The organism is Vibrio sp. M250220, from assembly GCF_036533795.1.
GTDB lineage: Bacteria > Pseudomonadota > Gammaproteobacteria > Enterobacterales > Vibrionaceae > Vibrio.
On sequence record NZ_JATABI010000001.1, the window covers coordinates 46,881 to 63,076 of the forward strand.

The 16,196-nt window shown below is 43.7% G+C and carries 11 protein-coding genes; 9 read left to right on the plus strand and 2 right to left on the minus strand.

What is annotated here, in order from left to right; all coding sequences use genetic code 11:
* Window positions 1–7 precede the first annotated feature (7 nt).
* The 9 genes from QTN94_RS00180 to rmf all read left to right on the plus strand — a co-directional run bounded on the left by QTN94_RS00180 (window position 8) and on the right by rmf (window position 13,801).
* Window positions 8–226, plus strand: a complete 219-nt coding sequence (locus tag QTN94_RS00180; RefSeq protein ID WP_269376760.1) for a DUF2835 domain-containing protein — start codon at window positions 8–10, stop codon at window positions 224–226.
* 186 nt (window positions 227–412) lie between these two features.
* Window positions 413–5,254, plus strand: coding sequence for an NAD-glutamate dehydrogenase (locus tag QTN94_RS00185; RefSeq protein ID WP_331426491.1), 4,842 nt, complete (start codon window positions 413–415; stop codon window positions 5,252–5,254).
* Window positions 5,255–5,341: 87 nt separating this feature from the next.
* Window positions 5,342–6,352, plus strand: a complete 1,011-nt coding sequence (pyrD, locus tag QTN94_RS00190) for a quinone-dependent dihydroorotate dehydrogenase (protein WP_331416263.1) — start codon at window positions 5,342–5,344, stop codon at window positions 6,350–6,352.
* A gap of 181 nt (window positions 6,353–6,533) precedes the next feature.
* A complete protein-coding gene (locus tag QTN94_RS00195) occupies window positions 6,534–7,079 on the plus strand; it encodes a cell division protein ZapC (RefSeq protein WP_331416264.1) in 546 nt (181 codons plus the stop codon).
* A gap of 471 nt (window positions 7,080–7,550) precedes the next feature.
* Complete coding sequence (gene rlmKL / locus QTN94_RS00200; protein ID WP_331426556.1) at window positions 7,551–9,674, plus strand: bifunctional 23S rRNA (guanine(2069)-N(7))-methyltransferase RlmK/23S rRNA (guanine(2445)-N(2))-methyltransferase RlmL; 2,124 nt, start codon at window positions 7,551–7,553, stop codon at window positions 9,672–9,674.
* A gap of 7 nt (window positions 9,675–9,681) precedes the next feature.
* Window positions 9,682–9,921 (plus strand): glutaredoxin family protein, encoded by a 240-nt coding sequence (locus tag QTN94_RS00205; protein ID WP_331426492.1) that lies wholly within the window; start codon window positions 9,682–9,684, stop codon window positions 9,919–9,921.
* Window positions 9,902–11,818 (plus strand): ABC transporter ATP-binding protein, encoded by a 1,917-nt coding sequence (locus QTN94_RS00210; protein WP_331426493.1) that lies wholly within the window; start codon window positions 9,902–9,904, stop codon window positions 11,816–11,818. The genes QTN94_RS00205 and QTN94_RS00210 overlap by 20 nt, the downstream gene beginning before the upstream one ends.
* Before the next feature lie 5 nt (window positions 11,819–11,823).
* Entirely contained in the window at window positions 11,824–13,425 is a 1,602-nt protein-coding gene (locus tag QTN94_RS00215; RefSeq protein ID WP_331426494.1) for a DUF3466 family protein, read from the plus strand.
* Between the two features lie 202 nt (window positions 13,426–13,627).
* A complete protein-coding gene (rmf, locus tag QTN94_RS00220; protein WP_004414030.1) occupies window positions 13,628–13,801 on the plus strand; it encodes a ribosome modulation factor in 174 nt (57 codons plus the stop codon).
* 132 nt (window positions 13,802–13,933) lie between these two features.
* On the opposite strand, the gene fabA is transcribed toward rmf, so the two are convergent.
* Both fabA and QTN94_RS00230 read right to left on the minus strand, forming a co-directional pair.
* Window positions 13,934–14,452, minus strand: coding sequence for a bifunctional 3-hydroxydecanoyl-ACP dehydratase/trans-2-decenoyl-ACP isomerase (fabA, locus tag QTN94_RS00225; protein WP_138972371.1), 519 nt, complete (start codon window positions 14,450–14,452; stop codon window positions 13,934–13,936).
* A gap of 91 nt (window positions 14,453–14,543) precedes the next feature.
* Window positions 14,544–16,190 (minus strand): Lon protease family protein, encoded by a 1,647-nt coding sequence (locus QTN94_RS00230; RefSeq protein WP_331426495.1) that lies wholly within the window; start codon window positions 16,188–16,190, stop codon window positions 14,544–14,546.
* Window positions 16,191–16,196: the final 6 nt, after the last annotated feature.

Consider the following 16,196-nt stretch of genomic DNA (forward strand, 5'->3'; position numbering starts at 1 on the left):
CGATTTCATGAAGCATTACTATTTTACTCTCAACATCAGTTATCAAACTTTTCTCGCACACTACAGTGGGGCAGCAAGCAATGTTTTAGTGGTGACTGACAATGGCTTACGCCTACAATTGCCTGCATCGCGTTTCAGGCCTTTTCTTAGTCAAATTGGCCTAAAAGGGCGCTTTAGATTAACAACTGACCAAAATAATAAGTTTTTAGAGTTAGAACTTCTGTGAGCAACTGATTTTATAGTAGTTTAAATAGAACATTAGTCACATTATCAAACATTTCACCTCCTACCACTCCCAAAAGAATTAACTATTTATCAATAAAGCTTTTACAATAAAGCGGCATTACCCGTTTTAAGCACTATGCTTACAACATCCCCAAAATACATACAATTCTAATTGTGGAGTGTGATTATGACCGCGCGTGAAACATTGATGCCGGTTCTGCTTGAAAAAGTTTACAAACTTATTCAAGACAAACTCGAGCTTGCTCATCAACCCCTAGTCACCCAACTTGCTCAACATTTATTTAGCAACATTTCTCAGGACGATTTGGTCGAACGTAACGAATCTGACTTGTATGGCGCAGTAGTTTCACTTTGGCACCATATCAATGAGAAAAAAGCTGACGAGATTTCTGTTCGAGTTTTTAATCCAACCGTAAGTCGCCAAGGCTGGCAATCAACGCATACAATCGTTGAGATTGTGGTACCTGATAGTCCATTTTTGGTCGACTCAGTAAAAATGGCACTAAGCCGCTTGGATCTTTCATCACACTTAATGCTTCATGGTCCGACTCAAATCGCTCGTTCTAAGACAGGGGCGATTACCGGTATTAACCAAGGTGAGGGCGGGCTTCAATCTCTCTTCCATATTGAAGTTGACCGTCTGAGTGACAAAGAAGCGATGGCGGCACTTAAAGAAGAGCTGTTGAGCATTCTTAACGACACCGGCTTGGTTGTTCAAGACTGGTTACTGATGGTCGAAAAATTAGAAGAAGTGACCACAAAAGTTGAGGCGCAGCAGGGTAAGATTGAGATTCTGCGTGATCGTTATGATGAATCTATCCAGTTCCTACGCTGGCTAGGTAATCATAACTTTACCTTCATGGGTTACAAAGAATACGATCTTGTTACTGTCGATGGTGATACAGAGCTTAGACCTACTGCGGATAAAGGACTTGGTTTGTTTGCAAGCCGTGACCGTGTTCGTACCGTCAAACTTTCGGACTTCCCTGATTCTGCACGACTAGAAGCGAAGAAACCTTTCCTATTGATCGTCACTAAAGGTAACCAACCTTCACGTATCCATCGCCCTGCCTATACTGACTACATTGGCATCAAGAAGTTTGATGAAAACGGCAAGGTGATTGGTGAGCATCGTTTCACAGGTCTATACACGTCAGCGGTGTACAACCAAAGTGTTGCGAGTATACCTCTGATTCGTGAAAAGGTAGGCCGTATCCTTGAAGCGAGTGGCTATCGCGAAGGGTCATACTCTTACAAAGCACTTCACAATATTCTAGAAAACTACCCAAGAGATGAGTTACTTCAAGCAAAAGAAGAAGAGTTGCTAGAAGTCGGTATGGGTGTTGTTCAGATGCAAGATCGCGATCTGCTGCGTCTGTTCGTTCGCAAAGACCCGTTTGGTCGTTTCTTCAGTTGTATGGTGTATGTGACAAAAGATCGTTACAACACAGAACTTCGCCGTCAAACACAGCGCATATTGAAACAGTATTTTGGCTGTGAACAAGAAGTCGAATTTACTACCTACTTCTCAGAGAGCCCTCTCGCTCGTACACATTACATTGTTCGTGTTGATAACAACAACATGGGCGTAGACGTCAAAACGATTGAGCAAAATTTAATGGAAGCATCTTCAACTTGGGATGATCGTTTATCAGAAGCGATCGTAGCGAACTTTGGTGAGAGTAAAGGCCTGCCTTTAGCGAAAGAATATCTTCGTGCCTTCCCTCGTTCGTACAAAGAAGATGTTATGCCTGGCTCGGCAGTTGCGGATATTGAACGTCTAGAAAAACTCAGTGATGGTAACAAACTTGGAATGCTTTTTTATCGTCCGCAAGAGTTAGCGGCGGATTCGAAGTCTGTCCGTCTAAAACTATACCATCGTGATGAGCCAATCCACCTTTCTGATGTGATGCCAATGTTAGAAAACCTTGGTTTACGAGTGATTGGTGAGTCGCCTTATGAAGTTCGCAAAACGAACGGTCAAGTATTCTGGATCCTCGACTTCTCAATGCTTCATAAGAGTGAAAAGAGTGTCGATCTTCGTGAAGCTCGAGATCGCTTCCAACAAGCTTTTGCTGCTATCTGGGCAGGCGAACTAGAGAGTGATGGCTTTAACCGCTTAGTTCTTGGCGCTTCACTGACAGGTCGCGAAATTTCGATCTTGCGTGCTTATGCTCGCTACATGCGTCAAGTGGGCTTCCCATTTAGTCAACAATACATCGAGGATACTCTTAGCCATTATCCTGATTTGGCGAAAGGTCTAGTTGATCTATTTACTAAACGTTTTGAACCAAAATTCAAAGGTAGCCAGAAAGGGCAAAGTGAACTGATTGCTCATATTACAGAGCAACTTGATCATGTCGAGAGCTTGGACGACGATCGGATCATCCGTCGTTACATGGAAATGATCACGGCAACACTGCGTACTAACTACTATCAAGTCGACGATAACAAGCAGTTCAAGCCTTGGCTATCGTTGAAGATGAAACCAACCGAGATTCCCGAGATTCCTCAACCGGTACCTGCGTTTGAAATCTTTGTTTATGCACCTGATATTGAAGGTGTTCACTTGCGCGGCGGTAAAGTGGCACGTGGTGGATTACGTTGGTCTGATCGTCAAGAAGATTTCCGTACTGAAATCTTGGGATTGGTTAAAGCTCAGCAAGTTAAGAACACGGTCATTGTTCCTGTCGGCGCTAAAGGTGGTTTCGTTTGTAAACGTCAGCACACGCTTAACGGACGTGATGAGATTTTTGCTGAAGGTCAACGTTGTTACAAACGTTTCATCCGTGCATTACTAGACGTTTCCGACAACATCATTGAAGGTGAAGTTGTTCATCCTAAGAATGTTGTTCGTCATGATGAGGACGATCCATACTTGGTTGTTGCCGCTGATAAAGGTACAGCGACTTTCTCAGATTTGGCTAACTCTGTGTCAGAAGAGTACAACTTCTGGCTTGGTGATGCATTTGCTTCCGGTGGTTCAAATGGCTACGACCACAAAGCCATGGGTATTACTGCTAAAGGTGGTTGGGAATCGGTCAAACGTCATTTCCGTGAAATGGGCATAAACTGTCAGACCACTGACTTTACCGCTATTGGTGTTGGTGATATGGCAGGGGATGTGTTTGGCAACGGTATGTTGCTATCTAAACATATCCGTCTCCAAGCGGCATTTAACCACATGCACATCTTTATTGATCCTAATCCAGACTCAGCAACAAGCTGGGAAGAGCGTAATCGTCTGTTTAATCTACCTCGCTCTAGCTGGGAAGATTACAACGCGGATCTTATTTCTAAGGGTGGTGGTATTTTCTTGCGTAGCGCAAAATCAATTGCACTGACGCCTGAAATCCAGAAAATGCTGCGTACTAAGAAAACGTCAGTCGCACCAAGTGAATTGATCAAAATGATTCTATCTATGGAAGTGGATCTTCTATGGAATGGTGGTATCGGTACTTACGTTAAAGCATCGACCGAAACGCATACGGATGTTGGCGACCGTGCTAACGATGTATTGCGTATCGATGGTCGCGATCTGAAAGCTAAGATTGTGGGTGAAGGTGGTAACTTGGGTATGACTCAGTTGGGACGTATTGAATACGCTCTAACTGGTGGTCGTGTCAATACGGACTTCGTCGACAATGTTGGCGGTGTAGACTGTTCGGATAACGAAGTGAACATCAAGATCTTCCTAAATGGTTTGGTTGCCAATGGTGATCTTACTGTTAAACAGCGCAACGAGATCCTTGAGTCGATGGAAGATGAAGTGGGTCAGATTGTTCTGGAAGATGCTTACTGTCAGTCAGAATCGATTTCGGTGACTGAACAGCAAGGCACTTCTTTAGTCAAAGAGCAAATTCGCTTTATCCATACAATGGAAAAAGCAGGGTACCTTGACCGTGCACTTGAGTACATCCCTGACGATGAGACGCTAATCGAACGCGAAAAACAAGGCATGGCTCTAACTCGTCCAGAGCTAGCTGTGTTAGTTGCGTACGGTAAAATGGTGCTTAAAGAAGAACTGGTACACGAAGACATCGCCAATGATGAATTCCATGCACAGCAGTTAACTCATTATTTCCCAACCGAGTTACGCCGTAACTATTCAGTGCAAATGGTTAACCATCCGCTACGCTCTGAAATTATTGCTACTGCGTTAGCAAATCAGATGGTGAATGAGATGGGGTGCAATTTTGTCACTCGTCTTCAAGAAGAAACCGGAGCACATGTCGTTGATATTGCTAACGCTTATGTTGCATCACGTGAAATCTTCGGTCTTGGCCAAGTTCTCGAACATATCCGTAAGCTAGACAACGACGCATTAACGGTTGCTCAGTATGACATGATGTTCTACGTACGCCGTACTCTACGTCGTCTATCTCGCTGGATCTTGCGTAACCGCAGTGGACGTCAGAGCGTTAAATCTTTGATAGAGCTTTACCAAGCTGATGTAGAAACCATCAAGCAACACTTGGATGATATGCTCGTTCCTTCCGAAGTGAAAGAGCACAACCAAATGGCTCAAGACTGGATCGAGCAGGGTATTGAAGCAGAACTTGCGAATTATGTTGCTCGTCTCTCTAGTTTGTACTCAGTACTGGATATTTCTACAGTGGCGCGTGAAAAAGGCAAAACTGTCGAACAAAGTGCAAAACTGTACTACAACCTAGGCGATCGTTTGTCACTGCACTGGTTCTTGAAACAGATTAATGGCCAAGCAGTAGACAACCACTGGCAAGCACTGGCACGTGCCGCTTTCCGTGAAGATCTAGATTGGCAACAACGTCAGCTAACAGGTCAAGTTCTCAGCTGTGCTTGTGCACCGGAAGATTTCGATGTGATGAAAGCGCTTGATGAGTGGATCGTGACAAATGAAGTATCGCTACATCGTTGGGAAAATATCCTCAATGAATTTAAAGTAGGTTCAGTGCATGAATTTGCAAAATTCTCGGTAGCGCTACGTGAACTGATGTTGCTTAACTTGAATTGTTCAGCAAATGAGTAAACGATTGCTATAATTCGTTGAATTAATCGGTAAAACATTTAATAATACAGCCCCGTTTACACGGGGCTTTTTTCTTTCGGAGGCACAATGCTTTACCGTCTAGCCAGAACTGGCTTTTTCCAACTTGATGCCGAAAAGGCACATGATCTTGCAATTCAAAACTTCAAACGTTTTACTGGCACACCATTCGATCTTCTTTATCGCCAGCAGTTACCACACCGTCCCGTCGAATGCATGGGTTTAACATTTCGTAATCCAGTCGGCTTGGCAGCAGGTTTAGATAAAAACGGCGAATGCATTGAAGCATTTGATGCGATGGGATTTGGCTTTGTTGAAGTAGGGACCGTCACACCGCGACCTCAGTCTGGAAATGACAAGCCACGTTTGTTCCGTCTGGTTGAAGCGGAAGGCATTATCAACCGTATGGGGTTCAACAACCTAGGCGTTGACAACTTAGTTGAGAACGTGAAGAAAGCTAAGTTCGACTGTGTGCTTGGCATCAATATCGGCAAAAACAAAGATACTCCGATTGAAAAAGGTGCTGAAGACTACCTAATTTGTATGGAAAAAGTCTATGAGTATGCCGGCTATATCGCGGTAAACATTTCATCACCAAACACGCCGGGATTACGCTCGTTGCAATATGGTGAAGCTCTGGATGAATTATTATCAGAGCTAAAAGTTAAACAGGCAGAGTTAGCCGAAAAACACGGCAAATATGTCCCGCTGGCACTGAAGATCGCACCGGATCTTAGCGATGACGAGATCAAACAGATCTGTCAATCACTGCTCAATAACAAGATTGACGCAGTCATTGCTACCAACACTACATTAGATCGCTCTATTGTAGAGGGTATGAAGCATGCTAATGAAGCAGGGGGGCTAAGTGGTCGTCCTGTGCAACTGCGCAGTACTGAAGTGGTTCGCCGCTTACATGAAGAATTACAAGATCAGATCCCAGTAATTGGTGTTGGTGGTATTGATTCGTATGTTGCAGCAAAAGAAAAAATGATGGCTGGCGCTCAGCTGGTTCAGGTTTACTCTGGTTTCATTTATCACGGCCCAAGCCTAGTACGCGATATTGTAAAAAATCTCTAAAGTTTAAAGGCTTAGTGACATTGTCACTAAATCAATACGCCGAACAAACAGCATTAATTGAGAGGGAATGAGTTTTCATTTCCTCTTTTTTTTCATCTCTGAACTAATAAAATCCAGATATTGCTTGGAAAGGTAATTAAGCGTTTTACCTAATTTCACACAACAATACAGAGATGGAACGATGCTTAAACCCAATGACAAATGGACTTGGTACTATGATGACGCAGAACAGCATCTGATGTTGGATCTGGGTGATGATATGGTATTCAAGACCAACCTTCCACGTAAGCTGATTGTCGATTGCGCAATTGGCGTCAATGAATTCTCAGTTGATGATGCTTCTGCATTTCAAACTTACAAAGAGCAAATCGCGCTATTAGGTTTAAGTGAACCTAGACAAGCAGAGTTGGCTTTGTATTGTGTCGCAGCAAAGCGCTTCCATAAACCGGTACAACCTAAGAGCTGGTTTTTCGACAATCTGTCCGACGGACAGATGACCCCAGAAGAGGGTGACTTAATTCGTCTAAGCAACGCCTACAGCGACGGATATTTTATCGTTCTTGAAGTGGGAGAGTGCGCCAGTTTATGCGCGTACGTATGTTTGGAAGAGTTCGCTTTAAATGGCGCTAAAAGCCTTCAATTTGGACAAGCGATTAAAGTTATGCATGACCGTCTCGTGGTCTGCAACCATCATTTCCATGCTCAGCCAATCGCTTTGGTTAGCTGACATAAATTAGTTATCGTTCCTTTGTTTCATTTCCCGCCAGCTCAACGCTGGCATTTTTTTGCCTAAAATTTGGCTGGGTTGATACGACCTGGCAGTCAATTAAATGTGATTCTTGTGCAAATTTTAACCGAACGAAGCGATTGATTTTTACTCACTAGAACACCTCTAGCGCATACAAGTGCACGTAAATTCCTCATTTAGCTAAAAACTGTAACTTAATTTCACCAAAAAGTGGGCTTGGTATAGACCAGTTTCTATGAGAATAAGTATTCACTTCGGTCAGAGGGCTTGATTTTTCGTTGGATGAGTTTTCGAAAAGTTTGCCTAGTGAAATTTGGCTACAAACGATGAAGAGGTGAGTAAATGAACGTTTAAAGAGATAATTGATGGGAAATTCTGGAATGAACTAACGATAAAGTGATGATGTCAGGTATAATGCGGGGTCATTTTCTACAGAATAAAAACATCACTATGCATCAATATCTTGCGGTTACGTCCAATGGTTTAGAAAACCTATTGGTTGATGAGCTAACTAAACTAGGGATCAACGACGCTAAGCCAGTACAAGCTGGTGTTCGCTTCAAGGCGAGCAACGAGCAGATTTACCGTTGCTGCCTATGGAGTCGTTTGGCATCCCGTTTTGTGCGTGTACTCTCAGAGTTCACCTGTAACGATGATATGGATCTCTATCTTGCCTCTTCTTCAGTGAACTGGGTTAATCAATTCCACAGTTCTAAGACGTTCGTCGTTGATTTCAATGGTACTAACCGCGAAATCCGCAATAGCCAGTACGGTGCAATGAAGGTCAAAGATGCCATAGTGGATTGTTATGAGAAGAAGAATTTACCTCGTCCTTCGATCAGTAAAGATCAACCCGATCTTCGTGTCCATGTGCGTCTGCACAAGGACAAAGCCATCCTTGGCCTAGATATGGTAGGTGGTGGTTTGCACCAACGTGGCTATCGTACAGAATCGGGTCGCGCGCCTCTACGCGAAACGTTAGCCGCTGCAATCATCCTCAGAAGTGGTTGGAGTGCGGATAAACCATTACTAGACCCAATGTGTGGTTCAGGCACATTACTTATCGAGGCAGCGATGATGGCTGCTAACATGGCTCCAGGTGTGAACCGCGCTAAGTGGGGCTTTGAATCTTTAGAAGATTTTGAACCAGAGCTTTGGACAGAGATTAAATCTGAAGCTTCAGTGCAGTCTCGTCGTGGTGTCAAAAAAATTGACACTAAGTTTTTCGGCTTTGATAACGATGCTCGTGTACTAAAAACAGCTCAAGATAACGCACGTCGAGCTGGCGTTGATTCATTGATTGAGTTCAAACAGGGTGACGCCGCCGAGATTATGCGACCAGAAGGATTCGAAGCAGGGGTTATTGTTTGTAACCCACCATACGGTGAACGTTTAGGCACTCATCCTGGTTTAATCGCTCTATACACCGCATTTGGCGCACAGCTAAAATCGCAATTTGGTGGATGTCAGGCATCAATTTTCTCTAGTTCAGATGAATTGCTGAGCTGTTTACGTATGAGAGCAGACAAGCAATTCAAATTGAATAATGGTGCGTTACCGTGTCACCAGAAGAACTATTCTATTAGTGAGCGAGCTGCTCAAGACTCTAGTGACAGTGTCACAGAATCATTGGTTGCGCCGGATTTTTCAAACAGACTGAAAAAGAACATCGCTAAGATTGGTAAGTGGGCGCGTAAAGAGAAACTTGATTGCTACCGTGTTTACGACGCGGATTTGCCTGACTATAACGTTGCAATTGACGTTTACCTAGACCAGTTGGTTATTCAAGAGTACGCCGCACCTAAGGACATTCCCGAAGAGAAGGCCAAGCGCCGCTTGACGGACATTATCCGTGCAACGATTCAAGTGACGGGTACACCGGCGAATAAGGTGGTACTTAAAGTACGAGAAAAACAGAAAGGTCGTGCGCAATACCAGAAGCTGTCTCAACAGTCAGAGACACTTGTGGTCAATGAGTATGGTGTAAAGCTTTCCGTTAATCTCCACGATTACTTGGATACGGGTTTATTCCTCGATCATAAGATTACCCGACGTAAACTGGGTGAAATGGCTCAGGGTAAGGATTTCCTTAATCTTTTTGCTTACACAGGCTCTGGCACCGTTCATGCGGCGTGTGGTGGCGCAAATTCCACAACGACGGTTGATATGTCGAATACCTATCTTGAGTGGGCGAAAGAGAACATGAAGCTCAACGGGCAGGTTGGTCGTCAACACCGATTTGAGCAAGCAGACTGCTTACAGTGGTTAGAGAAATCGACTGCTCAGTTTGATCTTATCTTTATCGATCCACCGACGTTTTCTAACTCTAAACGTATGGAACAGAGTTTTGATGTCCAGCGCGATCACATTCAGCTAATGAAAAACTTAAAACGTCTGCTTCGCTCTGGCGGTACGATAGTGTTCTCGAATAACAAGCGTCACTTTAAAATGGATTTAGAGTCGCTTGCAGACCTAGGACTCCAAGCGAACAACATTTCTCACCAAACGTTACCTATGGATTTTTCGCGCAACAAGCATATCCACAACTGCTGGGTGATAACACACAAGGAATAACGTTGACGTGATTACGTTATACAGTACAGAAGGGTGCCATCTTTGTGAGATGGCATTTTCCCTAACTCAACAACTCCACATTTCAGATCAAGTCGAGATTATCGATATAGCTTTCGATGACGAGCTGTTTTTTCGTTACGGTGTCACTATTCCGGTGCTCAGTTGCCAAGGTAATGAGTTGAATTGGCCGTTTGATTTGGAACAATTAAAAGTTTGGTTACGCAATAATGGCATTACTTACAATTAATAACGGATTGCTGGCATACGGTGATCATCCTTTACTAGACCATGCTGACTTCGCTCTACAAACCAATGAAAGAGTCTGTTTGGTTGGCCGAAATGGTGCGGGCAAATCTACCTTAATGAAAGTTCTGGCGGGTGAGGTGCTATTAGATGATGGCAAGCTGACAGTTACTCAAGATGTTGTCGTCTCTCGCTTAGAACAAGATCCGCCGCGCAATGAAGAAGGGACAGTCTTCGATTACGTTGCTGGTGGGTTAGCAGAAATCGGTCAACAACTAAAGATCTACCAAGATCAGTTAGATCTGATTGCTCATGATGCCTCTGAAAAAAACATCAACAAATTGGCTAGAATTCAAGAGCAGCTTGAACACTCGGGCGCATGGCGTTTCGAAGATCGCATTAAAAATGTTATGGACGCGCTAAATCTTGATGGTCACACCAAGCTGACGGATTTGTCTGGTGGGTGGCAGCGTAAAGCAGCGCTAGCGCGTGCCTTGGTGCGTGATCCTGATGTTTTGTTGCTTGATGAGCCTACTAACCACCTCGACGTGACGACAATCGAATGGTTGGAGAACTTTTTAAAGGATTTCCGAGGTTCGATTATCTTTATTTCTCACGACCGTGCATTCATCAAGTCTATGGCTACACGCATCGTCGATCTTGATCGCGGTAAGTTAGCGTCTTTTCCTGGTGATTATGATAATTACCTCGTTGAAAAAGAAGAGATGCTGCGCGTTGAAGAGATGCAAAACGCCGAGTTTGATAAAAAGCTTGCTCAAGAAGAGGTCTGGATTCGTCAAGGCATCAAAGCGCGTCGTACCCGTAACGAGGGTCGCGTCCGCGCACTTAAGAAGCTTCGAGAGGAACGCTACAATCGCCGCGATGTGCAGGGTAAGGCGAACATTCAGATTGATGATGCATCACGCTCAGGCAAAATCGTATTTGAAGCGCAAAATCTTGGTTACAGCATTGAAGGCAAGGCCATTGTTAGAGATTTTTCTTTCAACATCATGCGTGGTGACCGTATCGCTCTAATCGGTCCTAATGGTTGTGGTAAAAGTACCTTGCTTAAGTTGCTGCTGGATGAGCTCAAGCCTTCACAAGGCAAGCTTCACTGTGGTACCAAGCTAGAAGTCGCGTATTTTGACCAATATCGTGAAGTGCTTGATCCAGAGAAATCTGTTATCGATAACCTTGCTGATGGTAAGCAAGAGGTGATGGTTGGTGGTCGACAGCGTCATGCGTTGAGCTACTTGCAAGATTTTCTATTTGCCCCTCATCGCGCGCGAACACCGGTCAAAGCCTTGTCTGGTGGTGAGAAAAACCGTCTTCTTTTGGCGCGTATTTTTCTTAAATCCAATAACTTGTTGGTACTTGATGAACCAACTAACGATTTAGATATCGAAACATTGGAACTTTTAGAGGATTTACTTGCCAATTATCAGGGTACATTGTTGCTTGTCAGTCACGATCGTCAGTTTGTCGATAACACCGTGACCAACAGTTGGATATTCGAAGGCGATGGTGTTATTGAGGAATTTGTCGGTGGCTACCACGACGCACAGCAACAACGTCTTCAGGTTAAAAAAGCGCGTAATAGCGAAAAAGTTGAGTCGAGCGTTAAACAGGTTGAGGAAACTCCCAAAACCGCTGTAACAAAGAGTAAACCTAAGAAGTTATCTTATAAACTACAGCGCGAGTTAGAAGCATTGCCAGCCAAACTCGAACAATTAGAAGTGGATATTGAAAGCTTGCAACAGCAGGTTAACAGTGCTGATTTCTTTTCCAAACCCGTAGAGCAGACGCAACCCGTATTAGATAAGCTAGCTGCGACAGAGCAGGAGCTTGAGATTGCTTTCGAACGCTGGGAAGAGCTCGAAGCGATGCAACAGGAAAGCTAAGATTAATGAGTAGTAATATTTTTAAAGTTTCACTAGTGGCAGCAACGGTCGCTGCTTCTTTCGGTGCTCATGCAGCGCTTTATAATGTTTATTTGCAAGACCCAGAGGGAACCAGCTCTAGCCTACAAACTTACGGTGTAGCTGTTGCTCCAAATGCAACTAATTGCTGGAGAAGTGCGTGTTCAGATTCTACTTCCGAAATGGCGACAGAAGTTAAGCGCTACCGTGAAGGGTTCCAGTATCGTGATGAGTCACCGTTCTTTTTACCATACGGTTGGACATACCTTGATGATAATTACGATGGTTTTAGAAATTACTGTCGTAACTTCTTAGGTTATTCAGATTCTTTGTGCGATGACTGGGCTAATAAGCAGTACACGCAAGGCTATGCTAAAGAACAAGGTGGCAACTATGCAGGGTCTATTGCTTACATAAATGATTCCGCTTTGTACGCAGAGAATACCGTCGTCAATAGTATTGATAATGGCTTTGCAACAGGGAATAGAACTATTGGAGGCTCTCCACGTAACGTTGCGTTTACTAGTATCAATGGCACATCAGTTGCTGATTTATCTCTAACTCAAAATAGTACGACTTACGCTGAATCACATGCTTGGAAAACGTTGGAGGATGGTGGCACGTACTACACAGTAGGAAGCGTTACTAAAACATCAAACCACGCTACCAGTGATAACAATTCGTATGCCGCGGTTTGGGTCGATGGAGTATTACAGGCTCCGATTGATTGGTTCAGTAGTACTACCACAAATAATGGCGATCGTAGAGCTCACGCAAGTGCTCGAGACATTATAAAAGATGGGAATGTTCTATATGCTGTTGGTTATAACTCCGACAGCGATGTGTATTTTAGAGCAACCGTGTTTAAATCGGATAACAATGGTGGAACGAGCTGGACTTCAAAAGCTGTTGATGGTTTCCCTTATGCAACGTCTGAATACGCTAACCAAACGCTACAAGCAGTGAATAACAACGGTATCGCAATTGGTACAGCAAAACTGAACCAAGCCCTTAATGGTGCATATGCGAATACATTGTTTTATGTCGACAACTTAACATCACCAGTCTACAAAGCATTTAGTGGTAGCATCTTTTTTAACGGCGCAAGTGGTAAAGCAGGCGGTATTAACAACTCAAACGATGTAGTTGGTACTATTGACTTTGAAAGTCACAAAGAGACCAATGGTAAACCGCGTGCTAAACGTGCGTTTATCACTAACTTAGGTACTGTCACTGGTTCCGCTCCTATCGGTGGTATTGCGCGTTACTTGGATGATCTAACCTATGGTGCTGGTGCTTCTACTGATAACAATCAATATCGCATAATTGAAGCCGCTGACATCAACGACGCGGGTATCATTGCAGCGACAGCGTACTACTGTGCTGGTGGCTTTGACAGTGAAGCTATTGACGCCACATGTAATGCAGGCGCATCACTTGTTGGGGTGAAACTTGTTCCTATCAATGGTCAGACAGCGACAGATATAAGCACTCGTCCTGTTACTCAGGAGACGGTTGAGCGTCAAGGTGGCACAATTGGCTTTATCGCTCTGACTCTATTAGGGTTTCTAGGGTTCCGTAGAAAATAGGTTAAATTTTCAACTAGGGCACAGGTTCACAGTTTTGGATCTGTGCCTTTTTTATACCTTGAATTAAGCGTCATTTTGATCGAATCTTGATGGTGAAGTCATAAAAACTTCACTTCTATCGACTAGTGCTGTGCTAACGATAGTCAGTCTGCGATAGATAAAGTAGTACGTTAAGACACATTTTATGTATGAGGACGACACTATGAAGAGACAAAAGCGTGACCGCTTAGAAAGAGCTCAATCTCAAGGATATAAAGCGGGCCTAAATGGCCGCTCGATGGAGGCATGTCCATACCAGCAGATGGATGCTCGATCTTATTGGCTTGGTGGTTGGCGCGATGCCAGAGAAGATAAACACTCTGGTCTCTACAAATAACACTCACTCTCCACATACGAAATAGGATTTAGCCCCGAAAGGGGCTTTTAATGATGCTAATAATGCACTATAACTAAATGCGTTTGATTCAAAAAAACGACTCCGAAGAGTCGTTTGTTGAAACATTTGCGCTTAAAAAGCCGATGTGTCTTGGAAAAGGCCTACTTTAAGGTCTTTTGCAACGTAAATCTCTTTGCCATCAACTAATACACGGCCATCAGCAAGACCCATTACTAGCTTACGGTTTACTACACGTTTCATGTTAATTTCGTAAGTAACTTTTTTGGCAGTCGGTAGGATTTGGCCAGTAAACTTAACTTCGCCGACACCTAAAGCACGACCTTTACCTTTACCGCCAACCCAGCCAAGGAAGAAACCAACTAGCTGCCACATAGCGTCTAGACCAAGACAACCAGGCATTACTGGGTCGCCAGGGAAGTGGCAATCAAAGAACCATAGATCCGGAGTAATATCTAGTTCTGCTAGAATTAGACCCTTACCGAAATCACCTTCAGTTTCTGACATTTTAGTGATGCGATCCATCATTAGCATATTAGGTGCTGGAAGCTGAGGATAGCCTTCACCAAATAGTTCACCTTGGCTAGATGCTAGAAGATCTTCACGGTTATAAGAATCACGTTTGTTTTGCATTATCAATTACTCCAAATTTTGATAGCAGCATGTTAGTGAACACGTGTACGCTAAACAACTCCGATCAGTAAAAATATGAATTAAAACTCGGTTAAAACAACAGGTTTTTGATGCGTTCCACAATTCCTTGTGGGTGTTCATGTCTTTCAAAGTTTTCAATACGTTGCGCGATTCTACTGATCACACTCTCTTCGTCATCACCACGGAATGGTTTACCCATAATGATTGGAATTGCCTCATCGACGTTAGATACCGACCAGATATGAAATTCGTTATTTTTGATGCTTTCTACCACATCTTTATTAAGCGATAAATGTTTTAAATTCGACTTAGGCAGAATCACACCTTGATCACCTGTAAAGCCATTATGCTTACATACGTAATAGAAGCCTTCGATTTTTTCGTTGAGACCGCCAACAGCTTGCACGCGACCAAATTGGTCTACCGCGCCAGTCACCGCGATCTGCTGATCAATCGGATATTCCGAAAGTGCGCTGACAAAAGAGCAGAGCTCTGCCAACGACGCACTGTCTCCATCTACTTCACTGTATGACTGTTCGAAAACAACCGAAGCAGAATAGGGCAAAGGTTCATCTAAATTGAGTGCGCTGCTGACGAAAGCTTGCATGATCATCATGCCTTTGGCGTGTAGATTACCACCAAGTTCCGCTTTGCGTTCCACATCTGAGATATCACCATCACCAAAATGGATCACACAAGAGATTCGTGCTGGTTCGCCGTAAGACATGGGATGCCCAGGAACATCAATAACAGTGAGTCCATTGACCTGACCAATACATTCACCCTCAGTCTCGATGATAACTTGACCGTCCGTAATGTCAGCCAAAGCGCGCTCTGGGAGATAAGATTCACGCTGATATTTATTTGCAATCGCTTGGTCGAGGTCTTGCTCTGAAATGACTTTACCATTTGATGTGAGCACAGCTTCGTTGAGTAATGAAAGATACCAAAGTGTCTCTATCGGCATGTAGTGCTGATCTTCTGTGTACCTTGCACCTGCAATCATTAAACGGTGAATAGCACCAAAGGAGAGTGTAGGGAGCTGGTATTCATCAACTAGCCAAGCAATATACCCTAAGTAAGTATCGATGCTCTGTTTATTAAGAGGAAGTTCTTGCTCAATCTCTGTAAACATCGCAAGGCCGCAATAAAGCTCTGGTTCAATGTATTCGAAATCTACAATTTGGTGACGGTCACCAACGAGAACAAGCTTGATTTCGTATTGACGACAAGGTTTCTCTACAGCAATTTTGCGAGGATTGGCATTGACAGGGCTAATCTGTTCACCAAGAACAGCAGACTTAATCATCTGCCAACTAGCGGGATTGGCGAGTAATAATGTGACCGGTGTGATCAGATATCCGCCGTCTGCTTTATCTAACAGCCCTTCAACTTTAGTGACAATGTCACCTTTGTCGTCGCAGGTATATGAACCGACTAAAGTGGCAATGTCTAAAGATTCCGTCGTTAATACCGGTTTGGAACTATCCGTTCTAACTAGACCATCTTTAACGATATTGCGGTAAAAGGCATTGTCGACCGCATTGACCATTAATATACGGTTAAAGCCATTCACGCTACATAGGGTATTAATTGCTTGTTTGAGACGTGGCTGGATGTCAAAAAAATCAACTTTTTCTAGCTGATTAAATCGATTGATTTGAGCGTCATATTGCGAATATTGCGGGGTAACAGCGTGCCAGCTTTCTTGATTCATCAATTC

Excerpts from the sequence above, each read along its gene's own strand:
- QTN94_RS00185 (WP_331426491.1), top strand. The coding sequence starts at position 413 with ATGACCGCGCGTGAAACATTGATGCCGGTTCTGCTTGAAAAAGTTTAC.
- rmf (WP_004414030.1), top strand. The coding sequence starts at position 13,628 with ATGAAGAGACAAAAGCGTGACCGCTTAGAAAGAGCTCAATCTCAAGGA.
- QTN94_RS00195 (WP_331416264.1), top strand. The coding sequence starts at position 6,534 with ATGCTTAAACCCAATGACAAATGGACTTGGTACTATGATGACGCAGAA.
- rlmKL (WP_331426556.1), top strand. The coding sequence starts at position 7,551 with ATGCATCAATATCTTGCGGTTACGTCCAATGGTTTAGAAAACCTATTG.
- QTN94_RS00215 (WP_331426494.1), top strand. The coding sequence starts at position 11,824 with ATGAGTAGTAATATTTTTAAAGTTTCACTAGTGGCAGCAACGGTCGCT.
- QTN94_RS00210 (WP_331426493.1), top strand. The coding sequence starts at position 9,902 with ATGGCATTACTTACAATTAATAACGGATTGCTGGCATACGGTGATCAT.
- pyrD (WP_331416263.1), top strand. The coding sequence starts at position 5,342 with ATGCTTTACCGTCTAGCCAGAACTGGCTTTTTCCAACTTGATGCCGAA.
- fabA (WP_138972371.1), bottom strand. The coding sequence starts at position 14,452 with ATGCAAAACAAACGTGATTCTTATAACCGTGAAGATCTTCTAGCATCT.
- QTN94_RS00180 (WP_269376760.1), top strand. The coding sequence starts at position 8 with ATGAAGCATTACTATTTTACTCTCAACATCAGTTATCAAACTTTTCTC.
- QTN94_RS00230 (WP_331426495.1), bottom strand. The coding sequence starts at position 16,190 with ATGAATCAAGAAAGCTGGCACGCTGTTACCCCGCAATATTCGCAATAT.